Source organism: Orrella marina (genome assembly GCF_003058465.1).
In the GTDB taxonomy this organism is placed as follows: Bacteria; Pseudomonadota; Gammaproteobacteria; order Burkholderiales; family Burkholderiaceae_B; genus Algicoccus; species Algicoccus marinus.
In genome coordinates this window covers 1,606,077-1,630,793 of sequence record NZ_CP028901.1, presented here as the reverse complement: position 1 = coordinate 1,630,793, position 24,717 = coordinate 1,606,077, and the positions used below count along the sequence as shown (strand labels likewise).

General features: G+C 55.7%; 18 protein-coding genes and 4 pseudogenes. 13 read left to right on the top strand and 9 right to left on the bottom strand.

Annotated features, from left to right (window positions below):
- The first annotated feature begins 442 nt into the window (after positions 1–442).
- Positions 443–907, top strand: coding sequence for a deaminase (locus DBV39_RS20270; RefSeq protein WP_265416043.1), 465 nt, complete (start codon positions 443–445; stop codon positions 905–907).
- Positions 908–930: 23 nt separating this feature from the next.
- Complete coding sequence (locus DBV39_RS20265) at positions 931–1,149, top strand: tRNA-specific adenosine deaminase (RefSeq protein ID WP_265416042.1); 219 nt, start codon at positions 931–933, stop codon at positions 1,147–1,149.
- Positions 1,150–1,440: 291 nt separating this feature from the next.
- On the opposite strand, the gene DBV39_RS07265 is transcribed toward DBV39_RS20265, so the two are convergent.
- Complete coding sequence (locus tag DBV39_RS07265) at positions 1,441–2,673, bottom strand: CaiB/BaiF CoA transferase family protein (protein WP_108620969.1); 1,233 nt, start codon at positions 2,671–2,673, stop codon at positions 1,441–1,443.
- Between the two features lie 235 nt (positions 2,674–2,908).
- On the opposite strand from DBV39_RS07265, the gene DBV39_RS07260 reads away from it, so the two are divergent.
- Entirely contained in the window at positions 2,909–4,060 is a 1,152-nt protein-coding gene (locus DBV39_RS07260; protein ID WP_108623154.1) for an acyl-CoA dehydrogenase family protein, read from the top strand.
- Positions 4,061–4,065: 5 nt separating this feature from the next.
- Complete coding sequence (locus DBV39_RS07255; protein ID WP_108620968.1) at positions 4,066–5,085, top strand: acyl-CoA dehydrogenase family protein; 1,020 nt, start codon at positions 4,066–4,068, stop codon at positions 5,083–5,085.
- A 99-nt stretch (positions 5,086–5,184) separates the two neighbouring features.
- On the opposite strand, the gene DBV39_RS07250 is transcribed toward DBV39_RS07255, so the two are convergent.
- Positions 5,185–5,913 (bottom strand): helix-turn-helix domain-containing protein, encoded by a 729-nt coding sequence (locus DBV39_RS07250; RefSeq protein ID WP_227870851.1) that lies wholly within the window; start codon positions 5,911–5,913, stop codon positions 5,185–5,187.
- 129 nt (positions 5,914–6,042) lie between these two features.
- The gene (locus DBV39_RS07245) at positions 6,043–6,948 is read right to left on the bottom strand and encodes a LysR family transcriptional regulator (RefSeq protein WP_108623153.1); all 906 of its coding nucleotides are present in this window, start codon (positions 6,946–6,948) and stop codon (positions 6,043–6,045) included.
- Between the two features lie 118 nt (positions 6,949–7,066).
- On the opposite strand from DBV39_RS07245, the pseudogene clpB reads away from it, so the two are divergent.
- Positions 7,067–9,654: pseudogene (clpB, locus tag DBV39_RS07240) on the top strand (ATP-dependent chaperone ClpB).
- 296 nt (positions 9,655–9,950) lie between these two features.
- Positions 9,951–10,954 (top strand): annotated as a pseudogene (locus DBV39_RS07235) (glycosyltransferase family 2 protein).
- Here the strand turns inward: DBV39_RS07235 and DBV39_RS07230 are convergent.
- Positions 10,865–11,263: a GtrA family protein gene (locus DBV39_RS07230; protein ID WP_108620966.1), complete on the bottom strand. Its 399-nt coding sequence runs from the start codon at positions 11,261–11,263 to the stop codon at positions 10,865–10,867. The pseudogene DBV39_RS07235 and the gene DBV39_RS07230 overlap by 90 nt on opposite strands.
- Positions 11,264–11,320: 57 nt before the next feature.
- Here DBV39_RS07230 and DBV39_RS07225 point away from each other — a divergent pair, with 57 nt between their 5' ends.
- Complete coding sequence (locus tag DBV39_RS07225) at positions 11,321–12,178, top strand: ChbG/HpnK family deacetylase (RefSeq protein ID WP_159078856.1); 858 nt, start codon at positions 11,321–11,323, stop codon at positions 12,176–12,178.
- Here the strand turns inward: DBV39_RS07225 and DBV39_RS07220 are convergent.
- Positions 12,133–12,813 (bottom strand): epoxyqueuosine reductase QueH, encoded by a 681-nt coding sequence (locus DBV39_RS07220; protein ID WP_108620964.1) that lies wholly within the window; start codon positions 12,811–12,813, stop codon positions 12,133–12,135. The two genes, DBV39_RS07225 and DBV39_RS07220, sit on opposite strands and share 46 nt — an antisense overlap.
- Positions 12,814–13,208: 395 nt before the next feature.
- On the opposite strand from DBV39_RS07220, the gene DBV39_RS07215 reads away from it, so the two are divergent.
- Complete coding sequence (locus DBV39_RS07215; protein WP_108620963.1) at positions 13,209–14,495, top strand: NAD(P)/FAD-dependent oxidoreductase; 1,287 nt, start codon at positions 13,209–13,211, stop codon at positions 14,493–14,495.
- A 12-nt stretch (positions 14,496–14,507) separates the two neighbouring features.
- Positions 14,508–14,873: a hypothetical protein gene (locus DBV39_RS07210; RefSeq protein WP_108620962.1), complete on the top strand. Its 366-nt coding sequence runs from the start codon at positions 14,508–14,510 to the stop codon at positions 14,871–14,873.
- Between the two features lie 132 nt (positions 14,874–15,005).
- On the opposite strand, the gene DBV39_RS07205 is transcribed toward DBV39_RS07210, so the two are convergent.
- Both DBV39_RS07205 and glnE read right to left on the bottom strand, forming a co-directional pair.
- Entirely contained in the window at positions 15,006–15,308 is a 303-nt protein-coding gene (locus tag DBV39_RS07205; RefSeq protein WP_108620961.1) for a DUF3303 domain-containing protein, read from the bottom strand.
- 27 nt (positions 15,309–15,335) lie between these two features.
- Positions 15,336–18,149, bottom strand: coding sequence for a bifunctional [glutamate--ammonia ligase]-adenylyl-L-tyrosine phosphorylase/[glutamate--ammonia-ligase] adenylyltransferase (gene glnE, locus DBV39_RS07200; protein ID WP_108620960.1), 2,814 nt, complete (start codon positions 18,147–18,149; stop codon positions 15,336–15,338).
- A gap of 107 nt (positions 18,150–18,256) precedes the next feature.
- Here glnE and DBV39_RS07195 point away from each other — a divergent pair, with 107 nt between their 5' ends.
- Together DBV39_RS07195 and DBV39_RS07190 are read left to right on the top strand one after the other, a co-directional pair.
- Positions 18,257–21,199, top strand: coding sequence for a YhdP family phospholipid transporter (locus tag DBV39_RS07195; RefSeq protein WP_108620959.1), 2,943 nt, complete (start codon positions 18,257–18,259; stop codon positions 21,197–21,199).
- Positions 21,193–22,173 (top strand): YhdP family protein, encoded by a 981-nt coding sequence (locus tag DBV39_RS07190; protein WP_108620958.1) that lies wholly within the window; start codon positions 21,193–21,195, stop codon positions 22,171–22,173. The genes DBV39_RS07195 and DBV39_RS07190 overlap by 7 nt, the downstream gene beginning before the upstream one ends.
- Before the next feature lie 190 nt (positions 22,174–22,363).
- On the opposite strand, the pseudogene tnpA reads toward DBV39_RS07190, so the two are convergent.
- Positions 22,364–22,642 (bottom strand): annotated as a pseudogene (gene tnpA / locus DBV39_RS07185) (IS200/IS605 family transposase); the annotation flags it as partial.
- Between tnpA and DBV39_RS19700 the strand changes: the two are divergent.
- Both DBV39_RS19700 and DBV39_RS07175 read left to right on the top strand, forming a co-directional pair.
- Entirely contained in the window at positions 22,586–22,933 is a 348-nt protein-coding gene (locus DBV39_RS19700) for a transposase (RefSeq protein ID WP_193853095.1), read from the top strand. The pseudogene tnpA and the gene DBV39_RS19700 overlap by 57 nt on opposite strands.
- 5 nt (positions 22,934–22,938) lie before the next feature.
- Positions 22,939–23,259: a hypothetical protein gene (locus DBV39_RS07175; protein WP_108620956.1), complete on the top strand. Its 321-nt coding sequence runs from the start codon at positions 22,939–22,941 to the stop codon at positions 23,257–23,259.
- A gap of 127 nt (positions 23,260–23,386) precedes the next feature.
- Here the strand turns inward: DBV39_RS07175 and rho are convergent.
- A pseudogene (gene rho, locus DBV39_RS07170) lies at positions 23,387–24,642 on the bottom strand (transcription termination factor Rho).
- Positions 24,643–24,717 lie beyond the last annotated feature (75 nt).

Below are 24,717 nucleotides of genomic sequence, written 5' to 3'. Positions count from 1 at the left end.
CAAAACAGCGCATGGGGGGTCTCATCGATGCGCACACGCCAGGAACAGGCGTGGCGGCGAGACCAGAACCGCTGGCGCGGCAACGCGCCAAGTAAAAGTCTGTGACCCGTGAAACCCCCGCTACAACGACGCAAGGAGTTTAGCAATGGTGGAAGAGCTCATGTCGATCAGAAAGGTAACTTCGTTCTTAATATGCCTGTAAGGTAATTCTTATGTCTGGCGCTTGCAGATAATCTGCATCATGAGAGCGAATCAAGTTGCGGCGTACTGTTGCTGGGGGTCGGGAAATTCTTTGGGTCATTTTGACACCGAACAGTAACTTGACTCATCGCACATCACTCGTACCTCACATTGTCGATATCGAGCATTCACGGCAAGAAGAAATTCGTGTAGCATCCAATCGTCGAAAGCCCCTCCGCAACGAGAAAGGACAGGTATGACCATGGATCATCATAACGCTTCTCACAACCATAACAGACGTGATTTTTGTCGTTATGCGACTGCTTCCGTTGCCGGTGTTTCAATGGCTGCCGGCATGCCAGCATCTGCTGCCGCTGCCGCAACAACTGCCGCTATTCCACCTGATCGGCTCAAGTTCATGGAGGAGGCTAGTCGCCTTGCCATGGAGTCGGTTGAAAAGGGCTGGGGTGGCCCCTTCGGGGCTGTTGTTGTGAAAGATGGGGAAATCATTGGCAGGGGACAGAACCGGGTGCTTTTGACAGGGGTGCCGGTCTACCACGCTGAAGTTACTGCGATTATTGATGCGTCCCAACGTTTGAACCCGAAGGCCTTGCTTGGAGCCGGTACGGAAGAGGGCACGTTGCTAGAGCGGATTCCTCCTCCCCCGGGTCACCCGATCTGGTATAGCAACGAGCCAAAATGCTTGCCGGTTGTGAAATCTATGTGAATGCAGCGCCATGCCCGATGTGTATGAGTGCAATCTACTGGGCACGAATTGACAGGCTCTTTTTTGCTGCCAGCCTTGAAGACACCAGTAGTATCGGGTTTAGCGATGCATTTCAGTACGAAGACTTTGCGCTTGCCTGGGAAGACCGAAAAGGAATCAAGGCTACGCCCAACTTCGGGCGGGAACTGGGTCTTGAACCCTATCGTGCCTGGATGGCACAATCTGATCCCCATTATTATTAATGGCCTACAAAAGGGAATGTGAACGTCGGTCGCGTTTGCGTTCCCTTTCTACCAGGCAAATCGTGGTTCATATTCTTATCACGAAGTCCCGGGTTTTGTATGAAAGGTCTACATGACTGTGGCTTGGCGCGTGGGCCAAGGCTTCGGGTCGTGGTGCACTCTCCAAAGGAATATCCTGACCCTGAGCGCGACAACCGGGACATTCCTGCCTCCCATGAGGCGCAGATGATCACGTCCATGTCAGTCGACTCGCGGTTTGGCCTTCCTGATGTAGTAATCCTCTCTCATTTTTTATTCGGCCTGTTTGGCGGATCCCTGTTCGAGAAGCGCTTTGATTTCCTCTTCTCCTAGACCCGCTTGTGCCAGCACCTCTGTCGTGTGCTGACCAAGCTGGGGCGCCAGACCAGGCTCAACATAAGAATTCTGCATCCTGACAGGATTGCGCACGAAGCGGTATGGATGACCATCCGTCCCGGGTACATCCTTGAAGAACCCGACGCTTTGCAGGTGAGGGTCGGACTCCAGGTCGTCCAGGCGATTGACTGGGGCGGCCGGAATCTGGGTTCTCTCGCACAGTTCGACCCAGTAATCTGTCGGCTGTGTGGCCACGATTTTTCCCAGCGTTTCATAAACATAGGCAATATGTTCAGTCCGTGCTTCTATGTTTGCAAACCGGGGGTCCCCGGCGTGTTCAGGGTATCCTGCAGCAAGAAAAAACTTCTGCCAGTGCTGATCAGTGTAGGGCATGACACAGACCAGCCCATCCGAACTGGCGTAGGGTTGCCTCCATTGAGTGAGTGCCCTTGGGTAGCCGGTACCAGCGCCTGTGTCTGGCAGTTGATGGCCGTAAAGATGCTCTACCAGCAGATATGACGTCATGGTTTCAAACATCGGGATCTCGATGAACTGTCCGCGGCCAGTTCGTTCGCGCTGGAACAAGGCCGCGAGAATGGCATGGGTCGCTGCCATGGCGCAGGTCTTGTCTGCGGCGATGGTCGGGAAGTATCGAGCCTGCCCCGACTGTTGCTGAACCAGATCGACCACGCCACTCATTCCCTGAATCAGGTCGTCATACGCTGGCTTGCCGGCATAGGCGCCTCCTTCACCAAATCCGTAAAGTCCGGCATACACCAGCTTCGGGTTGCGTGCACAAAGCGCCTTTGCGTCCAGACCAAGTGCCTGCATTTTCTGGGGCCGCATACTGTGCATGAGGACATCAGCCGTGTCGATCAGCTTCAGAAGTGCTTCTCTGGCGCCCGCTTGCTTCAAATCCAGACAGAGGCTTTTCTTGTTACGATTGACGCCAAGAAAGATGGCTGACAGTCCGCGGGTGTGTGAAGGTCCTGTGTATCGGGTTGAGTCACCAGCGGGTGATTCAACCTTGATGACTTCGGCACCATAATCAGCCAGCGTCTGGCTGGCCATGGGGCCAAAGACCACTGCTGTCAAGTCCACAATACGAATACCCTGCAGAGCAGTCTGAGTTGTTGTGCTGTCGGGAAATGGGGATGAAACGTTTGTCATGGGTGGCAATTGGTTGGGCTGTCGTTAGCGGGGTTGCAGCGAAGTGATCTGGCAAGGCAGGCGGCAGGAGTAAACCTGCTTCCGGTTTACGGACCCCTTGTTTGCAGCTTGCTGGTTTGTCTTGCGGGCTCTTTGTCAGCGCAGATCGCAGACCACTGCTCAGGTTTTTCAAACCCAGATCCGTATACGGGTGCTCTGATCATAACTGAGTGAATCACTGGAGACTTTTGGGATGATGCTAAAACCGCTGGATTATGTTAGCGAGCCTGAGGCGCTCGACTCGTTCCGGGTGCAAGTGCGCCAGTTCCTGGACGAGCAAATGGCGAGCACGCCGCCAAGCGAGCGGGCACGCTCGTGGATGGGGGCAGATGAGTCCTTTAGCCGCAAACTGGCTGAACGCGGCTGGCTGGGCCTGACTATTCCACAGAGCCATGGCGGGGCAGGAAAGGACTACTTTTCTCGCTTTGTGCTGTCCGAGGAGTTGCTGGTTGCTGGCGCTCCTGTGGCTGCACACTGGATTGCCGATCGACAAAGCGCGCCACTTGTCATGCGCTATGGAACGGATGATCAAAAGTCCTTTTATGTCCCCAGAGTTTGTCGGGGCGAGGCTTTCTTCTGCATTGGAATGAGCGAGCCAAATTCGGGTTCTGATCTGGCCAGTATCCGTACCCGGGCCGAACGGAACGAGAAGGGCTGGCTGCTCAACGGTAGCAAGATCTGGACCACAGTTGCACACCATTGCCATTACATGATCGCCCTGGTGCGTACCAGCGGTCAGGCAGCCGATCGGCATAGAGGCCTCTCGCAGATGATCGTTGATCTGTCGCTGCCAGGTGTGACGGTCCGTCCGATTGTTGATATGGCAGGTGATGCCCATTTCAATGAGGTTTTCTTCGAGAACGTCCAGTTGCAGGAGGATGCTCTCATTGGAACGGAGGGGCAGGGCTGGGAACAGGTCAATGCTGAGCTTGCGTTTGAGCGTAGTGGCCCAGAGCGGATCTACTCCAGCATGGCGCTACTCAGACTCTGGGTTGACGAAGTCAGGGCGGCACGACGCTCTGATGCGGGCACTGATTGTCTGCTCGGGCAATTGCTGGGTGAGATGGCGGTCCTTCGAGGCATGTCACTGGCAGTCACGCAAGAGCTGGTCAATGGTCAGAGCCCGGCTGTTCAGGCATCCCTGGTCAAGGACTATGGAACGGATTTTGAACAGAAGGTCATTCGGGAGATCGCAAGCTGGCTGGCTGCACGCCCTGACTTTGAAGCATCCGCCGAGCTAATCAGAACCCTTGCTTATCTGGAACAGATGGGCGTGACGTTCTCGTTGCGTGGTGGCACGCGTGAGATCCTGCGAGGCATCATCGCCCGTGGTCTTGGATTGAGGTAATCGACATGCAGAATGAACTGTTTGACACCATGGACCGGCAACTTGCCGAGATTTGCACGCCAGGCGTGATTCGCGAGATCGAGGCAGGCGGTGACTCGCACCGGCTCTGGGGTTCAATTGCCGATTCGGGGTTTGCCGACTTGATGCTGTCCGAGCAAGCCGGTGGCGCAGGGTTGGGATGGACCGATGCCTGGTCTGTTTTGTTTGCTGCCGGGCGTCATGCTGTGGTGGTTCCGTTCGGGTCGACGCTTTTTGCCCGGGCTGTGCTCGAGCAGATGGGGCAGCCGGTCAGTGCTGACAAATCAATGGCGGTTAGTGGTTTCGGACACATTGACTCACAGGGTCGCCTGGTCGCGCAGTCTGTTAACGCGGTTGCAGTGGCAGACGAGTTGCTGGTGCAGGCGGGCGAGACTGTTTACCAGATCGCCACCTCGAGTCCGTTCTGTACGCTTGAACGCACAGGGGGGCCGGCCTGTCTGGATGCCAATGTGGTGGTGACCCAACCTGATCCGATTGGTAACTTGCCAGTCGGTACGATTGCCAGTGGTCTTGGACTGGTACTTGCAATTCAGTTGGCGGGTGTGGCTGATAGGGTCCTGTCCATGACACTGAACTATGCCAATGAGCGTCAGCAGTTTGGAAAATCGATTGGTCGTTTTCAGGCTGTGCAGCAGCAGATCACCGAAATGTCCGAGCGCGTATACGCTATGCGCATGGCCAGCCAGATCGGGGCCCGTAGTGTCAACTGGCAGCCTTGCTCCTTACAGGCGGCTTTGGCCAAATCGCAGACAAGCGCTTGCGCTGCACGAGTGGCCAGTATTGCTCACGCAGTGCACGGCGCAATCGGTGTGACGCAGGAGTACGATCTGCAGATTTACACTCGCAAGTTGTACGAGTGGGCGCGCGCCGGCGGTGGAGAACAGTACTGGGCTGCTCAGATTGGACGCTCTGCTTTGGAGTCACAACAGGAGTTACTTGACTTCACACGTGAAAAGATGTTCGGTGGCAGCCCACCAGCCTCCTGACAGAGTAGTATCCGGGCGTAGCCAAACAGTAAGAGGCATCGGGTGAGTCGTTCAGCTCACCCGATCAGTCGGCCTGGCCAGGATCGCAAGAGGAGGTTGTCAGGAGACTTGTCCTGCTAGTTGTTTGAGTGCGTCCAGGTCAAGGATACGCACCTCGCGCTGGCTGACCCGGATCAGGCCGTCGCGGGCAAAGCGAGAGAACAGGCGGCTGACTGTCTCAAGCGTCAGTCCCAGATAATTACCAATTTCCTCCCTGCTCATGCGCATCACAAAATCCGTGGATGAATATCCCAGTGCAGACAGGCGTTGTGAGAGATTGATCAGAAAGGCGGCTAGCCGGGCTTCTGAACGCATGGAACCCAGAGCCAGCAAGACCTGGTGAGAGCGCGAAATCTCCTTGCTCATGATGCGGCGGACCTGCCCCTGCAGGGAGGGTGCGTAGCGGCTGACCTCATCAATGTCTTCGAGCTTGACTACACAGACCTCCGAGTCTTCCATGGCGACGGCATTGGACGCGTGCAGGGAGTCGAGCATGCCGTCAAGACCGATCACCTCTCCCGGCAGAAAGAAACCGGTGATCTGCACCTGACCGCTAGCATCCTCGAGTTGCGTTTTGACAGAGCCAGTGCGAAGGCCGAAAAGCGCGTCGAGTGACTCCTCCTGTCGGTAGAGCAAATCGCCCTTTTTGAGACGAACTCGCTCCTTGACTAACAAGTCAATCTGCTCGAGCTCTCTTTCTGGCATGCCTGCAGGCAGACAGACATTGCCCATCATGCAGGTTGAACAGTGTGGTGAGCTCACGGTCACCGGAACGCGTTTCTGAGTCATATCACTATAAGTTTAACGGTTTACCGGGGTTAAACAGCTTTTTAGAAGACAAGGCATCTACTACTGTTGTGAAACACCATCAGTAAATGCTTATTAACGCACCATACCTCATGAGACACGATCAATGTCTCACGCAAGCCAATAATCGGGTCGTTGATAGTGGTATTTCAGCCAGTCAATGAGAACGCGTACTTTTGGGGGGGTGAGCCGGCGTTCAGGCATGAGCGCAAAGATGCCGCTGGGCGGCGCCCGAAAGGTGTCCAGTACAGTCACCAGGCGTTTATCCTGGATGTCCTGTCTCACTTCCCAGAGTGATCTCCATGCCAGTCCGAAACCTTCCAGGCACCATGCGTGTAGCACTGAACCGTCACTGCACGCCATCGAGCCTTGTATCCGCACCGCCTGTGTCTGGCCATCGATTCTGAACAGCCACCCACGATTCTGCCCACTGTGCGCGGCCAGACTCAGGCACTCATGATGTTTCAGATCGTGTGGAGACTGCGGTGTGCCGGCACGGCCCAGGTAGTGAGGGGATGCCACGACTACGCGTTGGTTGTCCGCCAGACGAGTCCCAACCAGGCTGGAGTCGCTGAGCTCTCCAATCCGGATTGCACAGTCAACACGCTGGGAGACCAGGTCCACGAAATGATCACTCAAGTCCAGCGAGAAGCTCAGGCCAGGGTGACGTGCACGCAGGCCCGGCAGCAGCGGGGCTACGTGACGTCTGCCGAATCCTGCCGGAGCTGTGAGTCTGAGGAGCCCGGATGGTGTTGCGCTGGACTGACTGATGCGCATCTCTGTTTCTCTGAATGCTTCGAGCAGAGAAGGGACCTCCTCCAGGAAAGTCTGACCTTCCATCGTGAGAGAGAGCCTGCGAGTGGAACGAATAAAAAGGCGCACGCCTAACCGTGCCTCGAGCGCATCAATACGCCGGCCAATCAGGGTCGGACTCACGCCTTCGGCTCGGGCTGCTTCAGAAAAGCTGCCCAGGCTGGCTGCCGCCACAAATGCTTCCAGTTGAACAAACCTGTCCATAGGGAGCATGATACGTTCTGGCAGATGCTGTTGCATTGAAATTCTGGCAAAGATCCCCATCTAGTTGGCATTCAGACGGTGAACTCACCTTGATCATTAGATAACGACAGGACAGACCATGCGATTCGACAAACTCACAACCAGGTTTCAGCAGGCTCTGGCAGACGCGCAGAGCCTGGCAGCACGCAATGATAATCAGTACATCGAGCCGGTTCATGTGCTCGCGGCCATGCTGGCAGATAGTGAGAGCGGGGCGGGTAGCCTGCTGGCGCGCGCCGGTGTGGCCGTCAACCGTCTTGCGCCAGCTTTGCAACAGGCTATCGATGTTTTGCCCAAGGTCCAGGGGGGCGATGGCAATGTGCAAATCAGTCGTGAACTTCAGGGTGTGCTTACGCGCACCGACAAGGAGGCTGGCAAACGCGGTGATACCTATATTCCGACTGAGCTTTTCTTGCTGTCCTTGACAGAAGACAAGGGGCCGGCCGGGCGCCTGCTATCAGAGGCGGGCTTGCAGCGTAAGCCTCTGGAGGCAGCGATTGATGCTGTACGGGGGGTGAAGCAGTGACTGATCAGCAAGGTGAGTCCAATCGCGAAGCGTTGGCAAAGTACACGCTTGACCTGACCGAGCGCGCGCGCGCTGGCAAGCTCGATCCTGTGATCGGACGTGATGACGAGATTCGTCGTGCGATACAGATCCTGCAGCGGCGGACCAAGAATAACCCGGTGCTCATCGGTGAGCCAGGCGTGGGCAAAACCGCCATTGTCGAAGGCCTGGCTCAGCGTATTGTCAATGATGAGGTGCCTGAGACATTGCGTGGCAAGCGTGTGCTCTCGCTGGATCTGGCCAGTCTGCTCGCCGGGGCCAAGTTCAGAGGTGAGTTCGAAGAGCGACTGAAGTCAGTACTCAAGGAACTTGCGCAGGACGACGGGAGCAATATCGTCTTTATTGACGAGATCCACACCATGGTCGGCGCTGGCAAGGCCGAGGGTGCGATGGATGCGGGCAACATGCTCAAGCCGGCGCTAGCCCGAGGCGAACTGCACTGTATCGGCGCGACAACGCTGGATGAGTATCGCAAGTACATTGAGAAGGACGCTGCGCTCGAGAGGCGTTTTCAGAAGGTTTTGGTTAACGAACCGGACGTGGAATCTACCATCGCAATCCTGCGTGGTCTGCAGGAGCGTTACGAGGTCCATCACGGGGTGGAGATCACCGATCCGGCCATTGTTGCAGCAGCTGAACTTTCGCATCGGTACATCACGGACCGTTTTCTTCCGGACAAGGCGATTGACCTGATTGACGAGGCGGCTGCGCGGATACGGATGGAAATTGATTCCAAACCTGAAGTCATGGACCGGCTTGAGCGGCGGATCATTCAGCTCAAGATCGAGCGCGAGGCGGTCAAGAAGGAAACGGATGAGTCCTCCAGACGTCGTCTGCAGATGCTTGAGGACGAGCTTGAAGGCTTGCAGCGCGAGTACAACGACTACGAAGAAATCTGGAAAAGCGAAAAGGCGGCTGTTCAGGGTACTCAGGCGATCAAGGAAGAAATCGAGCGACTTCGCGCCGAGATGGCAGAACTGCAACGAAAGGGGCAGTATGACAGGCTTGCAGAGCTTCAGTACGGCAAGCTGCCGCAACTTGAGGAGCGTCTGAAGGCAGCAGAAGGCGCGCAAAGCGACGAAGCAACCAAGCCAACGCTGTTGCGCACCCAGGTTGGCGCCGAAGAGATCGCCGAAGTGGTTTCCAGAGCGACCGGCATTCCCGTGGCCAAGATGATGCAAGGTGAGCGTGACAAGCTTTTGCAGATGGAAGAGCGTCTGCATCGACGCGTTGTGGGTCAGGACGAGGCTGTGGGTCTGGTGGCTGATGCGATTCGCCGTTCTCGGGCCGGGCTGTCCGATCCGTCGCGTCCATATGGGTCGTTCCTGTTCCTCGGGCCGACCGGTGTTGGCAAGACCGAGCTCACCCGTGCCTTGGCCGACTTTCTGTTTGATTCGGACGAGCACATGATCCGTATCGATATGAGCGAGTTCATGGAGAAGCACTCTGTGGCGAGACTGATTGGTGCTCCGCCAGGATACGTTGGTTACGAGGAAGGTGGTTACCTCACCGAGGCCGTTCGCCGCAAGCCGTACAGCGTGATACTGCTGGATGAAGTCGAAAAAGCTCACCCGGATGTCTTTAACGTGCTGTTGCAGGTGCTCGATGACGGTCGTCTGACAGACGGCCAGGGCCGGACCGTGGATTTCAGGAATACCGTGATCGTCATGACATCGAACCTGGGCTCCCAGCACATCCAGTCAATGGTTGGTAAGCCGTATGACGCGATCAAGGAGGTCGTGTGGGATGAGATCAAGCTTCACTTCCGGCCCGAGTTCCTGAATCGGATTGATGAAGTCGTGGTTTTTCATGCGCTCCAGAACCGGCACATCGAAAAGATCGCCGAGATCCAGATCGAGCGGCTGGCCAGGCGACTCGAGATTCAGGAAATGCAGCTCGAGATCACGCCTGCCGCACTGGCCGAGCTGGCACGCAGCGGATTCGATCCGGTGTTCGGGGCAAGACCCCTCAAACGAGCCATCCAGCAGCAGCTTGAGAATCCGATTGCCAAGTTGATTTTGCAAGGTCGGTTCGGACCGAAGGATGTGGTTCCGGTTGACTTCAAGGACGGTCAGTTCGTTTTTGAGCGAACCCTGCAGTAGGATGCCGACTTCGCAGAAAGCATCCGTGCCCGTTTCAGCGCGCCTGGCAGCTGCGGCGGGTTCGGATGTCAAGGTATGATTCGGGACTAGCGTTGCGGGGCGAAACAGGCCGGCTCGCGCCGATGCATGTCCCGCGGTAAACCGTAATCAGAACCTGGGTGTCTTTCCGGATGTCAGAGCAGATGTCGCAACAAGAACTCCATCAAGAACGCATTTCAGGCAGCTCTGGGGAAAGGGGTGCCGACGGTCCCGTCCATGCCTGCCTGGACCGGGAGTCGCGTGATATTGCCGTCACGATGATCTCCTGCGTTGTGCCCGCCTACAACGAGCGCGACAACCTGCGCGTATTGCTGCCGATGCTGCAAAATGAACTGTCTGCACTGACTGGATCCTGGGAAGTGGTTGTGGTCGATGATGGCAGCCAGGACGATACTTCAAGTCTGATGCAGAAGTGGACGGGTCGTCCCGGCTTCCGGTACGTCGAACTCACCCGCAACTTCGGGAAGGAGGCCGCTCTGACTGCTGGACTAGAGGCGGCGGCGGGGGGGTCGTCATACTGATGGATGCGGATCTTCAGCATTCCCCGGAATTGCTCGGGGCCATGGTGAGCAAGTGGGAAAGTGGCGTGGACATGGTCTATGCGGTTCGTGAAAGTCGTCAGGACGAGGGATGGAAGAAGCGACTCGGTACACGGGTTTTTTATTCGATGTTGCACAGTGGCAACCGGGTCAAGGTGCCTCCGAACGCCGGCGATTTTCGGTTGATGGATCGACGTGTCGTTGAGGCTTTGTTGCGCTTGCCAGAGCGTAACCGTTTCATGAAAGGTCTCTATGCCTGGGTGGGCTTCCGGTCAGAACCCATTGTTTATATGCCTCAGAGCCGCATGAGCGGAGAAAGTACGTTTAACGCGGGCAATCTCTGGCGTCTGGCAACCACCGGTCTGACTTCTTTTACCACCTGGCCGTTGCGTGCAGTTAGCATCGTTGGATTCCTGGTTTCGATCTGTTCGTTCATCTATGGCATGTTCATCGTGATCGAACATATGTTCTACGATAATCCTGTCGCTGGCTGGCCAACCATTGTGACAATCCTGCTCTTCTTTTCCGGGATCAATCTGCTCTCTCTGGGCGTGGTCGGAGAGTACATTGCCAGAATATATGATGAGGTCAAGGGACGTCCGCTTTATCTTGTTCGCAGATCGAGTGGCCATTCAACCGGTGACTCGTTGCGGCGCAAAAGCCCAGAGTTTGCTCGCCACAAAGGTGAGGAAGGCCACACCGATCAGGACACCGGCCAATAACCACTCATAGTTGATGGAGGTGTAAGTCAGCAACAGGGCGTACGATGTCTCGTTTATCAGAAACCCACTGGCTGATAGGGCAAAGAAGCGTCTCACGGCCGATAGCGCTGCAGTGTTTTGGTGTCGGAAGGTCAGTTGATAGTGTCCAGTGAAAGATACGACAAACGCTATCAGCCAGCCCGCGACATTTGCCAGCAGCGGGTTCATGGTGAAATGCGTGACCAGTGCAACGACAACCAGCCAGTGCACCAGTGCAGAACTCGTGCCCACGACCACAAACCAGAAAAGCTGGCGCATCAGGCGCTTCATCTGGTGTGCCTGTAAGGGATGTCTCGTGCGTGAGACCAGAAAATTAGGACGGTATATTTGAAAGGCATCTTGATCTGTGCGGATGATTACGGGTTGCACCCGGATGTCGATTGCGCCATTGTAGACTTGGCAAAGGCTGGACGGTTAAGTGCAGCCAGCGTGCTGGTCGACGCGCATGGGTTGCGCGAGCGTGCCAGCTGGCTGGACGGACTGGATCTGGATGTCGGTCTGCATTTGAATCTGACCGAACGGGTGGGTGACCTCAGTGACGGGGATGTCGAACCGTCTCTGGGCAAGCTGATTGTGGCGTGCTATGCGCGAAAGATCGCCCCGGCCTGGGTCAGTCATGCAGTCGCTCGACAGTTCGACGCCTTCGAGCGTCTGTTTGGGCGCCTGCCTGATTATGTGGACGGGCATCAGCATGTGCATCAGCTTCCGGTCGTTCGCACAGCGTTGATTGCAGAGCTTCAGAAGCGCTGTGACGCAGTCCAGCGCAGACCGTGGATACGCAGTACCCGCTCAACACGGGGATTGCTCGCCACCGGTGTACGTCAATGGTTCAAATCTCTGGTGATCGAGTCTCTGGGTGCCAGAGCCATGGAGCGGCTGGCTTTGTCGGGAGGGTTTGCCTGTAACCGCGGGTTTGCCGGCGTGTATGACTTCACACGGCCGGCAATGCCTTATGGTGATCTGATGCAGCGTTGGCTAGATACCTGCGAGATGGGGTCACTCATCATGGCCCATCCGTCTCGCGGATTGCTTTCAGGCGATCCTGTCGGCCAGGCGCGACTGACCGAATTTCAGGTGCTCGCCAGCGAGCGCTTTATGCTGTGGCTTGCAGAGCGTAGTCTGGCGCTCGTTCGTCCGGATCAGGTACTCGACCCAGTATCTGTCAACGACTCTTCGCGCCCGTAATACTTGACACCGATTTTGATCCGCTCACGCCCCTGTGCGCGACGATGGCGGTTGGTGTCGCGAAGCGAGTACACGCAGCCGCAGTATTCCTGTTGATAGAACTGCTCTCGTTTGCTGATTTCGATCATACGTTGCGAGCCGCCGTGCTTACGCCAGTTGTAGGTCCAGTAAATGAGATCCTCGTAGCGTGCAGCAGCCCGTTCGCCACTTCCATTAATCTGGTTCATATCTTTCCAGCGCGAAATGCCGAGTGAACTGGTGATGGTGTCATAACCGTGCTCGTAGGCGTAAAGCGCTGTACGCTCGAACCGCATATCAAAACAAACCGTACAGCGCTCACCGCGTTCTGGCTCGTTTTCGAGTCCCTTGATCCGGTCGAACCAGTTGTCCATGTCGTAATCAGCATCAATGAAACCGATGCCGTGTTGCTCGGCAAAGCGGATATTTTCCTGCTTGCGGATCTCATACTCCTTGACTGGGTGGATGTTTGGGTTGTAGAAGAAGATATCGAACTCGATTCCGCTGGCTACCATGGCCTCCATGACTTCGCCCGAACATGGGGCGCAGCAAGAATGCAGCAACACCTTTTTGCGGCCTTCAGGAAGCTTCATCGAGGGGCGGAGTGAATCAGTCATGATGTGTGTGTGATAACAGGTTACAAAATTACAGTTTGTAATTTAATATAGTAAAAACGTCGAATAAATGTGTAGGGATCAGACGTGCCCGGAACGCTGGCAAACTGGATGCCGTCTGGACTCAGGATGGAAGTGTCGCCCCGGAACATGACCCGCACAATAACGTATTGATCTGCAGGTTACAACCCGATTTGCAGATTCCCTGGTTCGGAGAACCGCTGACTTGGAATCGTCACTCAAGATTGCGGCATGTGCTGCCTTGAATGAACGTGAGATGCCAGATGTTCATACTGAATCGATAGAGTCTCAGCAAGCTTGTGTCATTTCTGTTCACCCGGTTAATGAGGTGACCTTGAGAACAAGCCTGTCAGACCTGTTTTAATCGAGAGGAGCATATGCAAAGAAGACAGTTTCTAGCCGGGGCCGCCTCAGTGGCGGCGCTTGGATGGGGGGCTGGTTCGCCAGTCATGGCCCAGAACAGGGTTAGGGTGGTGATTGCGGGCGCTGGCGCGGCGGGACTGTCGATTGCGGCCCGACTTCGAAAGCAAATGCCCAACGCAACGATCACGATCTTTGATTCGCGCCAGAATCACTACTTTCAACCAGGGTGGACGCTTGTCGGTGCAGGGTGGTGGCAGCCAAGCCAGACTGTTGAAAGCACGCGTAGCTACATACCTGATGGCGTCCGGTGGGTAGAGGAGTTTATTGCCGAGTTCGATCCTGAAAGCAACAGCGTCACTACAGCGGGGGGCGATAAACATGAGTATGACTGGTTGTTTGTCACAACCGGGCTCTCGCTGGACTATGGCGCAATTGAAGGGATGAGCACGGATCTGATCGGACAGAAGGGTATCGCCAGCATCTACAACGGTCCGCAGGCAGCGGGTGCGTCGGCCAAGGTGATTGATCAGTATCTGAGCAAAGGCGGTGTGGCGCTGTTCGGACGACCTGCGACCGAGATGAAATGTGCAGGTGCACCGCTGAAAATGACCTTCATTACCGATGACAAGGCGCGCAGGGCGGGGCGACGTTCCAGCTGCAAGATCATTTATGCAGCACACAATGACAGCGTGTTTGCAATTGCACCGGTCAACGAGCGAGTCAAGCAGATGTTTGGTGAGCGCGGGATTGACATTCAGTTCAATCACGTACTCACAGCGATTGATGCGGATGCCCGCAAGGCTACTTACCGCACCCCTGAAGGCGCGGTATCGATCGACTATGACATGATCCACGTTGTGCCACCGATGCGTGCACCCCAGGCTGTTAGAAACAGCCCACTTGCATGGCAGAGCGGACCCAATGCCGCAGATGGCTGGATTGAAGTGGATCGTCATACGCTTCGCAGCCCGCGCTATCCGAATGTTTTTGCTGTGGGTGATGTCGCGGGTGTGCCGCGCGGCAAGACTGCAGCCAGCGTGAAATGGCAAGTCCCGGTCGCGGTGGATCACATGATTGCGGCGGTGCGGGGGGAGACCTCTCCCAAGAGCTACAACGGTTACACATCATGCCCGATGGTGACCGGGCTCGGCAAGGCGATGCTGGTCGAGTTTGATTATGCGGGCAACCTGACGCCTTCTTTCCCGTTCATTGATCCCCTGAAAGAATTGTGGGTCTCGTGGTTCATTGAAGAGAAAGCATTGTTGGGTACGTACCGTGCCATGTTGCGTGGTTACGCCTGAAGGAGAGCACAAATGGAAGAGTTTTCAATCGGGATGGTGGTGGTCACCCTGTGGGAGACCTTTAGGTGGCTTGCTGTTATCGGGGCCCTGGCTGGCTTGTTCGCCCTTGTCGTGCTGTGGCGATCCCTGTGGCGGGCAAGGCGTCGCAATCTGGGGGCTTGGCGTCTGTTTCGACGTGGCGTGATTGTCATGCTGGTGGTCGCCTTGATTCTGACCCCGTTTGTACCGACCTGGACTATGGCACCGATTGGCGATCTGCGGGGCATTGCTGATTACGTCGTCGCCTTTGGCATGGCCCTTGCACCGGCTGCACTGGCAGGTGTCTTCTGGGTCTATCTGGGTTCATTGCGCACCGCATCACGACCGGCCAGAGCCTGAGAAAATCAGGTGCTTGACGCATGGTGACATCGTGTGACGAGTACCTGATCATAAATTCGGTGAGATGAATAGCGCCGACTATATCGTGTCAGCGGGGATGTTCGCTTCCAGTTTCCAGACTCATTACGGCGCTCAGGTCTGGATCTGCCCGCTTTGCAATGATTGCAGATGTCCTTTCGCCTGATCGGCGTCGAGCAACGGATAAACATCAAACTCGGCCGGTATCATGTCAGCCCATTCGTTCAGATAGCGGTGAAGCGTCAGATGTGAGTCGACATCGAACATGGCTACCACGCCACGACCGACTCGTGCATGCACGCTGCGACAATGACCGGCATCCAGCAAGGGCTGTACCCAGGCCCAGAAGTGACGTCTTGAACCGGCAACGTCGCTGGGACGTTCGGGTCTGGGATTGCTGATGACCAGAAACAGCATGATTGCTTCTCCTTCATTAGTGTGAAATCAATTGCCTAGAACCTCTTTCCACAAGGTTCTGACAGCTAGTCGAACGCTCGCCAGTTCTTCGGGCGCAACACGAGCTTTCTCCTGGCCTTGCAGTCGCAGTTCGTGCTGGCGTTTACGCAGAACCCGATAAGCCTCGATTGCCTCCCTGGCAGTCTCGCTTTGGATCAGACCGAGTTCGCCACTGATACGCAGCAATGCAATGTTGCCAAGATTCGGGACGAGCTCAGGGTGCTGATGTGCGTGTAACAAAACCAGATACTGGGTCACGAACTCAAGATCAACCATGCCTCCTTCGTCGTGCTTCAGATCAAAGAGCTCGGTACGATTCGGATGTCCGGCACTGATCTTCTGGCGCATTTCGCGCACTTTCGTGGCGAGATCCAGTGCGTCGCGCGTAAGCGTCAGTATTCTTTCCCGGATTTTTTCGAACTGCTGACCGACAACTGGATCGCCTGCCGCGAATCGCGCGCGCGTCAGTGCCTGATGTTCCCACGACCACGCGTTGTTGAGTTGATAGGCCTCGAACGATTCGACAGAAACAGCCATCAGTCCTGCATCGCCGTCTGGTCGCAGGCGCATGTCCACCTCGTACAATCGTCCTGATGACGTCATGGTTGAAAGCCATGACGTCAGTCGGCCCGCCAGCCTCGTGTAAAGCTCCTGGGCATTCTCGTTATCATCATCATAGATAAACACAAGATCCAGGTCTGACGAGTAACCAAGCTCCTTGCCGCCAAGCTTGCCATACGCGATGATCGCAAACTGAGGATCCCTGTAAGGCAATCTGGCACGTGCAAGGACCAGTTTCCAGGTCCGGATCAGCGCCTGCTCCAGCAGGGTATCAGCCAGTGCAGACAGGTTGTCTGCCAGAGACTCGACCGAAAGCACCCCTGCCAGATCCTGTGACAGCAACTGAAAGCTAACCTGACGTTGCAGATCACGCATCAGATTCATTTGCCGCTCAACATCAGGCTGGCCATCGGGCAACATGCTGGCATCGAGATCGGCTTGCAGGTTCTCGCGTAATCTGATGAAGTCGATCGACTCCATCAAGCTAGTCCAGTCAATCAGGCTGTCGAGTACGACCGGGTGCTGGATGACGTACTGGGCTGCCCAGGGGCTTGCCGCCATCAGCATTGCCACTCGGACCAGTGTGGCGGGAAACTCCACCAGCAACGCGAGATAGGCACTGCGCTGCGCGATTGTCTCGATCAGGTCCAGTAGCCGGAAGCAGGTCGTTTGCGGGGCCGATGTGCCGAGCGAGGCGTTAATGATCAGCGGCAGCAATTCATCGACCCGGGTGCGGCTGTGAGCCGACAGGCTGCGTATCCTGTGACCGTCCAGAAACGCATCAATCCTGGATTGCACTTGTTCGCTGCTCGCACCGAACAGCAGGATCATGGACTCGAGTGAATCATCCTCGGCCACTTGGTTGACTGCCTGGGCAGGGTCTGCGCCATTCTCCTGTAGCGGGTCAGTATCTGGTAACGGGTGCCCGGCGAAGTGGCTGCCCGTCAAACCAGCCAGCCGGAACGCATCCCTGAATGTCGCTTCAACAAATCTGCGGTGCTCGGCAAGCTGGGCTTCGAACGCACGGGGCTCCATGCGCAGCGCCTGGGCGAGGCTGGCACGAGACATTTCATCGCTCGGCAGTAGATGTGTCTGTCCGTCTTCACGGTATTGCAATGCGTGCTCGACCTGTCTTAGAAACACATAGGCTTTTTTCAGTGAGTGGGCGATCTGGGCAGGCAGAACTCCTGATCTTACCTGCGCACTCAGGGCCGACAATAGTCCTCGCTTCTGCAGGGCCGGCATCTTGCCGCCACGTATCAGTTGAGTGAGCTGGACAACAAACTCGATCTCCCGGATGCCACCATCACCGAGTTTGATGTTGTGCTGGGCATCTACCCCGGTTCGGGCACTCGCCTTGCGGTTCCAGTCTTGCCGGATTCTTTCACGCAGATCCCTTAGCGCAGACAGCGCGTCGAAGTCGAAATACTTGCGATAGACAAAGGGCAGTCGCATGCTCTCGACGTGCTGCAACGTGACGGTGGATTCGCTATCCGCAAATGCCTGTGCCTCGATGACTCTGCCCTTTAACCATGCATATCGTTCCCACTCGCGGCCTTGCGTGAAGAGGTAATGCTCGAATGCGTCCAGACTCCAGGCCAGTGGACCAGAATCTCCGTCTGGCCTTAAACGCAAGTCTGTCCTGAACACCTGTCCGTTCTCGTCGGGCTCGGACAGGATGGGCATCATCATTCGCGTGAGCTTGCCATAGAACTCATGATGAGAGATTGGCCTGCTGCCAGAGGTTTCTCCTTCCTCGCCGTACAGCATGATCAGGTCGATATCTGAAGAGACATTGAGTTCTCGTCCACCGAGCTTGCCCATGCCAACAATGATCATTTCCTGTGGCCTGCCGGTGTCTGGATCAACCGGGTGCCCATGGCGCTCGCACAGTTGCGCCATGACCGATCGATAGGCCTGCGCAATCGCAAGGTCTGCCAGACTGGTCATGGCACGGGTCACTTCTTCAAGCGAAGCCAGACCGGCGAGATCACGAACCATCACGCCATAGAAAACTCGCTCCCGGAGCTTTCTGAGAACCCGGCGACAGTCTGGCGTGGCGAGCGCTTGCTCGCTCATGGGCTGTCCCCCAAGCTCTTCTAGCCATGTGCGAATTCGCTGGTCGGTGATAGGCGCTTCGCAATGGATCTGCAGCCATTGCATAAAATCTGTGTCATTGAGCGTTCGGCGCGAAAGCGCTCCAGACCATTGGAGCGCGGGTTGCAGCAGGGGTGTTTGCATGAGTTTCTACGTGCTACAAAAAGCTTGACCTACAAGGTCAATCATATGTTGGTAACTGTTAAAACACGGTAACCTTATGCTATCTGAAACCTGATGAATAGTCCCCCATGACTTTACGAGTGCTCAAAGGATTTTTACGCGTCGTTCTGCTACTGATCATCGTGTCCTACTTTGTGGTGGCTGGGCTCTTGCTTGCTACAAAGTACTGGTTCATGCCCCGGATCGATTCATGGCGCCCCACGATCGAGTCATCTTTGTCGGAGGCGCTCGGAACCAAAGTGGTGCTCGACAAGATCAAGGCTGAGTGGGGAGGTCTGTCTCCGGCTTTCGAGCTTGACGGTTTGACTGTATATGACAGCCAGGGACACGAAGCGCTAGTTGTGCCGAGAATACACGCAAATTTTTCATGGCGCTCTGTCCTGGCATTTGAGCCTAGCTTCAGCTATATCGGTATCGAGGGGTTGGCGCTAGCGATTCAGCGCAGCAAGGAAGGTGTCATCCGTGTAGCAGGGTTCGATCTTGAACCGGCGTCTGATCAGGATGCTCCGTCACAGTCTGATGAGACGGACCAAGTCTGGCACAGAGCCGAGCCGGTCCGGTGGTTGCTTTCCCAGCGTCGTATCGATCTGAATGACGCCATCATCGTCTGGATCGATCAGGAACGCGAAGCCCCGCCGCTTGAAGTCAAGGGCTTTTCATTAAGCCTTAGAAACAGCCTGCTTTCACACCGCTTTGAGGGGGAGTTCGAGCTTTCTTCAGCACCTGAACAGAAGGTCGAGTTCGCGATGACGAGCGACCGGCTGGGGGGGCGGTTTGACCTGGTGGGTGATGAGGAGATTGACGGAGAGCTATACGTTGAACTGTCGGATATTGTTCCGGCGTCACTTGCTCCATGGGTTGATCTGCCTGAGGTGAAAGGTCGTTACTCCGCAAGAAACTGGCTTTCCCTGGAGCAGGGAAAGGTTGCCAATGTCACGCTGGAGGCGGCGGGAACTGATGCGGGAACAGGGGTGGCCAGCCCTGAGTTGACGTCCTGGACAGCCGATTACGTCAAACTTCGGCTCGATGGTCCTCTGGGCATGTTTCTGCCGGTTTCCGAGTACGCCGCATACATTAGCGAGATCGGAGTTGGCAATCCCGTCGCACTGCAATTTGACGGGCAGGGCCTCACGATTGATCCTCCCGCTGACGTGATGGCCACTGTACGGCTTGATGAACTTCGCACAAAGGCGCAGGTTCGTCAGAGTCCGCAGGGAGACCTAACCCTGACGATTGAGGACGTTAAAGCACAGACCCCTGATGGTCTTTTGACATTGCGAGGTGGATGGAACAAGCGGCACGACTCAGAGGCCGGTGACCTGAATCTGCAAGGGTCGCTTGCCGAGTTCAATGCTTCGCGTCTCTATCATTACATGCCAGCAGAAGTTGGAGGGGATGTGATTGGCTGGATGAAACAGGCTTTCACTTCTGGCACGATCCCGAAGGCATCATTTGTCGTTCGCGGGCCGCTTGCCGAATTTCCGTTTGAGGGTGAGTCCAAAGGTGTTTTCACGTTAGATGGAAGCGTGCAGGATTTGACCATTGATTACGCGCCGGCAGAAGGAGACAAGGAGCCAGGCTGGCCAGCACTTGTCGGGTTGAACGGCAAACTCAGTTTGAACCGGGATATCCTCACGGCATCAATTCAGTCCGGTGGACTGGCGGTTGCTCCGGACACCCGGGTTGATGTGACTCGCCTGGATGCGTCGTTGGAGAATCTTTTCTCGAATCCAGTGCTCAAGGCACAGGCTCGGACCCGCTCGCCGGCGCAAGGTTATCAGAAAGCATTGACAGATACGGCGCTGGCAGCGTCATTACCTGATATGGTGGCCGATCTCAAAGGTGCTGGTGACTGGACCTTGAACCTTGATCTGACTATGCCGCTCGATGATCTCGAGGCTGTCGCTTTCAAGGCCTCGCTGGATCTGCATGGAGGCACATTGCAGCTCGCAGATTTTCCCGCGCTTGAGTCTGTGACCGGCCAGGCGATCTTTACGGGAAGTGGTTTCAGTAGCAATAACCTTCAGGCAAAAGTGCTGGGCAGTGATTTGCGAGTTTCGGGCGCATTTGGCGAACCTGATTCGACACTGGCCATTCAAGGTGAACTGGCCATGCAGCCGCTGAACAATCATTTCAAAATGCCGTCCCTGAATCAGTGGGTCAGGGGCACTTTGCCATTTGAGATGACGGTGGCCCAGCCGGTTGCTGATGGACCTTTCAGGATTGCACTGGATTCCAGCATGAAAGGAGTGCAGCTGCTGTTTCCAGCACCTCTGACACTGGCATCCGGAACACCACTGAACACGCGTGTTCAGTGGGAAATCGATCCGAGCAGTGCATCGGTTGGATCTGGTACGTTGCGCATTGGCAATCTGATTCAGATCAATGCCTCTGGCCGAAATGGTGGCCAAGGCTCTGCTTTGTCCGCTGTTGCTGTCGGCATCGGCACAGCGCCGATTGCATCCAAGGATTCCTTGACAGTCAACATCGCCACCAACACGCTTGATGCGACGGCCTGGATGGCGGTTCAGGAAAGCCTGATGAAAGACCTTGGCACATCGAGTCCGTCTTCACAGCCGTTCATGCCTGCGCTCAGTTCAGTGCGGCTTTCGACAAAGTTGGCGAAATGGGGTGACAATAAGCTGAATGATGTTAATGCAACCATGCAGGTGACGGGAGATCGGTATGCTGTCAATTTCTCGTCAACGCAGACGAACGGTGCCTTGAACTGGCAAATGGAGAATGGTGAGTTCGTGGGCCGGCTGCAGGCTCGTGTGGCCAGGCTCGAGTTGGGGGCAGACCGGCCAGAAGATGCAACGGTAAAAGCTTCGTCAGCCCAAGCGAAGAGCTCAGCCCCCGTTTTGCCTGACGAAGCGACGCTTTCAACGATTCCGCCCGTTGATGTGGTGGTGGATGACTTGGTGCTCCACGGCATGAAGCTTGGCCGACTCGAACTGATTGGACAGAATGCCCCGGCAATCGGCATTGGAATATCGAGAAACTCATGCTGACCGGACCGGCGGCCTCGTTAAGTGCGACCGGGCAGTGGCGTTTTATTCAGTCCAATCCAGGCATGAATGCAGACATTGAGCTTGATATCAAGGATCTGGGAGAGTTTATGGGTGCGCTGGGTCACCCAGGGCAGATTCGTCGAGGCAAAGGTACTGTAAAAGCCCAGATTGATTGGCAGAATTTTCCGTGGTTTCTTGGATATGAAGGTATGCAAGGCAAGGCGCAGATTGATCTGAGCGAAGGTATTTTCGATCACGTCAACTCGGAGAGTGCCCGTGTGCTGGAGTTGTTGTCCCTGCAGTCGTTCAACCGGATTCTGAATATAAATGTGAATCGCGGTGAGACGTTTGCAAATGGTTTCCCATGGAGCAGCATCCGGGGCAATTTGGATATCAACAAAGGGCAGATTAATACAGCGGATCTGCTGATTGACAGTCCAGTGGCGACTATTGCGTTCAATGGTGGAGCAAACCTCGTGTCTGAACAGTTGAACATTCGTGCAACCGTCCGTCCTAATCTGGACATGAGTGGAACGGCCATGGCAACGGGTTTTTTACTGAATCCGGTGATTGGTCTGGGAGCGCTGGTTGGGAACTATCTCTTGCGTACCCCTCTTGAGAGTGCGTTGTCTCTGCGATATGAAGTCAGGGGACCGTGGACTGATCCTCAGCTCAAGGAGGTTGGCGCGACTGAAGAACCGCTTCCGGATAGTGTGCGTGAGCTTCAGGAGCAGGCGCTGAAAGAAAGTGGCAAGCAGGATGCCGTTCCTGGTGATACGCCCGCCTCAGTTGATTCGAAACCCTCCAGTCCAACGGGCACAAGTGATGCAGCCCAGAGTAGCTCGACTGAGGAGCCTGCACCCCGTGTTGAGCGGGAGGTTTACAGGATCGAACTAGGCAGGGACTCGGGGTTTGATCCGAAAGCCACCAGTGGGGTTCAGGGAAAGGCGCAAGCTCAGCAACCTGCTCAGTAGATTCGCACCTGGAAAGATACCCGGCGCACTCTGGGAGGGTTCCCTTACGCTGGAAAATTTTAGCCAGTCCGCAGTGAACCCTCGCTCCAGTCGGTCCCGGACGCGTAGCGTCCTTTAGCCGGAGGTGACCCGATTGGGCGGGGATACAAGGTGGGGATACAAGGCGCGCACGCCAAGGGCGTCCTTGGGTTTAAGTCGGTGTTCTCTGTCGCTCGACATACTGCGGAATGATTTCCAGTGGTGCACCGCCGCAGGAAGCGGCAAAATAGCTGCGACTCCAGAGCACATTTTTTCAGTACCGATTCTCAAGCTCAGGGAACTGCTTGCGGAGCAAGCGGCTTGAAACGCCCTTGAGGCCGTTGACCAGCTTCGAGAGTTCGACGCCCGGCGGGAAGTTGACCAGCAAGTGAACATGGTCACTTTCCCCGTTGAACTCGGCAAGTTCAACATGAAACCGCTCGCAGACGCGCTTCAAGAACAAGCACGCATCCCGGCAAAGCATCGCGTACCCCAGCGCGTGAAACTTGAGGGCAACCTCGCCTGTTTGCCAAAGGTTGGCTGGGTGAAAGCTGTTGTACACCGCGAGATCGTGGGCAAAATCAAAACTGTCACCATCTCACGGGAATCGACGGGGAAATATTACGCCTCGATTCTCGGGGATGACGGCTTGCCGGAGATCGAACCGCCAACCCATATCGAGCGCGTTACCGGCGTCGATCTGGGGCTAAAGGATGCGCTGGTATCCAGCGCCGGGCGCTGAAGAACTTGAAACGCAAGCAGCAGGCCATGTCGCGCAAGATCGAAGCGGCGAAACGACGCTTTGAAGCCACGAAAGCAGCCGACCACGGCAAGGCGTGTCGGCTGCGGGACTTCTTTGGCGCGAACATCGCCAAAGATCGGAAACGGGTATCAGTCGAGCACCTGGCGTGCCCGCAACCGCCTTTGAAGTGGGAAGCCTCCGCCCTCAGGCGTGAGGAGCAGTCGCATCTCATGACTGATCAATCAAAGATATTTTTAGTTATGGCTCGGTTTTTTGTGGCCTGGCACAACTGGCAAAGTAGCAGTTTGAGTTACGTTGGATCGTAAGAAAAAGCCGGCTCCTCGCAGAGACCGGCTATGGGGAAGTGTTTGTCCGGGTTTGCAATCCTACGGGAGGATTGATCTCCCGGGCGAGTCGACGTTGCAGCGTCGGACATCGCACCTTCTGAGAGGCTTACCTCTTCATCAACTCGAAGAATTCATTGTTGGTTTTGGTCGTTCTCATCTTGTCGAGAATGAACTCCATTGCTTCTACCTCATCCATGTCATGGATGAATTTGCGCAGTACCCATATCTTGGGGAGCAGGTCAGGTTTGATCAGCAACTCTTCACGACGTGTACCAGATTTGTTCAGGTTGATTGCCGGGTAGACCCGTTTCTCGGCCAGACGTCGTTCCAGGTGGATTTCCGAGTTGCCGGTACCCTTGAACTCTTCGTAGATGACCTCGTCCATCCGACTGCCAGTCTCGATCAGGGCGGTGCCAATAATCGTCAAGGAGCCGCCTTCCTCAAGATTACGTGCAGCACCAAAGAATCGCTTGGGGCGCTGCAGAGCATTTGCATCCACACCGCCGGTGAGTACTTTGCCTGAAGATGGAACCACAGTGTTGTATGCCCTGGCCAGGCGGGTGATTGAGTCAAGAAGAATAACGACATCCTTCTTCAGTTCAACCAGGCGTTTTGCGCGCTCGATGACCATCTCGGCAACCTGAACGTGACGTGTTGCAGGTTCATCGAAGGTAGACGCCACAACTTCCCCCGAACGGTGCGTTGCATCTCGGTGACTTCTTCAGGGCGCTCGTCAACCAGCATCACGATCATGACGGCTTCAGGGTGGTTGGTGGTGATGGCATGGGCGATATGCTGCATCATCACCGTCTTGCCCGATTTGGGGCTTGCCACAATCAGGCCGCGCTGGCCTTTACCAACTGGTGCGAAGATGTCAAGAATACGACCGGTCAGATTTTCTTCACTCTTGATGTCGCGCTCAAGGCGCATCGGCTCATTCGGATGCAGCGGAGTCAGGTTCTCGAACATGATCCGGTGCTTGATTGAGTCCGGTGGCATGCCGTTCACTTTGTCGACCTTGACCAGTGCAAAGTAACGTTCACCGTCTTTGGGCGTACGGACTTCCCCTTCGATCGAGTCGCCTGTGTGCAGGTTGAAACGCCTGATCTGGGAGGGCGAGATGTAAATATCGTCCGTGCTGGCCAGATAGGAGGTGTCTGGTGATCGCAGGAATCCAAAGCCATCTGGCAGGACTTCGAGAACACCGTCACCAAATATCTGTTCGCCCTGTTTGGCGCGACGTTTCATGATGGCAAACATCAATTCCTGCTTGCGCAGACGGTTTGCGTTTTCGATTTCCAGGCTTGCGGCCATTTCCAGCAACTGCGAAACGTGCAGCGCCTTGAGTTCGTTCAGGTGCATGAATTTAAGAGAATTCTTTAAGAAAGCAGATATAGGGGCGAGTAGAGGACAATCCGGGGGAGGTGCTGGCAGGAT

Excerpts from the sequence above, each read along its gene's own strand:
- DBV39_RS20270 (WP_265416043.1), top strand. The coding sequence starts at position 443 with ATGGATCATCATAACGCTTCTCACAACCATAACAGACGTGATTTTTGT.
- DBV39_RS20265 (WP_265416042.1), top strand. The coding sequence starts at position 931 with ATGAGTGCAATCTACTGGGCACGAATTGACAGGCTCTTTTTTGCTGCC.
- DBV39_RS07265 (WP_108620969.1), bottom strand. The coding sequence starts at position 2,673 with ATGACAAACGTTTCATCCCCATTTCCCGACAGCACAACAACTCAGACT.
- DBV39_RS07260 (WP_108623154.1), top strand. The coding sequence starts at position 2,909 with ATGCTAAAACCGCTGGATTATGTTAGCGAGCCTGAGGCGCTCGACTCG.
- DBV39_RS07255 (WP_108620968.1), top strand. The coding sequence starts at position 4,066 with ATGCAGAATGAACTGTTTGACACCATGGACCGGCAACTTGCCGAGATT.
- DBV39_RS07250 (WP_227870851.1), bottom strand. The coding sequence starts at position 5,913 with ATGACTCAGAAACGCGTTCCGGTGACCGTGAGCTCACCACACTGTTCA.
- DBV39_RS07245 (WP_108623153.1), bottom strand. The coding sequence starts at position 6,948 with ATGGACAGGTTTGTTCAACTGGAAGCATTTGTGGCGGCAGCCAGCCTG.
- DBV39_RS07230 (WP_108620966.1), bottom strand. The coding sequence starts at position 11,263 with ATGAAGCGCCTGATGCGCCAGCTTTTCTGGTTTGTGGTCGTGGGCACG.
- DBV39_RS07220 (WP_108620964.1), bottom strand. The coding sequence starts at position 12,813 with ATGACTGATTCACTCCGCCCCTCGATGAAGCTTCCTGAAGGCCGCAAA.
- DBV39_RS07215 (WP_108620963.1), top strand. The coding sequence starts at position 13,209 with ATGCAAAGAAGACAGTTTCTAGCCGGGGCCGCCTCAGTGGCGGCGCTT.
- DBV39_RS07210 (WP_108620962.1), top strand. The coding sequence starts at position 14,508 with ATGGAAGAGTTTTCAATCGGGATGGTGGTGGTCACCCTGTGGGAGACC.
- DBV39_RS07205 (WP_108620961.1), bottom strand. The coding sequence starts at position 15,308 with ATGCTGTTTCTGGTCATCAGCAATCCCAGACCCGAACGTCCCAGCGAC.
- glnE (WP_108620960.1), bottom strand. The coding sequence starts at position 18,149 with ATGCAAACACCCCTGCTGCAACCCGCGCTCCAATGGTCTGGAGCGCTT.
- DBV39_RS07195 (WP_108620959.1), top strand. The coding sequence starts at position 18,257 with ATGACTTTACGAGTGCTCAAAGGATTTTTACGCGTCGTTCTGCTACTG.
- DBV39_RS07190 (WP_108620958.1), top strand. The coding sequence starts at position 21,193 with ATGCTGACCGGACCGGCGGCCTCGTTAAGTGCGACCGGGCAGTGGCGT.
- DBV39_RS19700 (WP_193853095.1), top strand. The coding sequence starts at position 22,586 with ATGGTCACTTTCCCCGTTGAACTCGGCAAGTTCAACATGAAACCGCTC.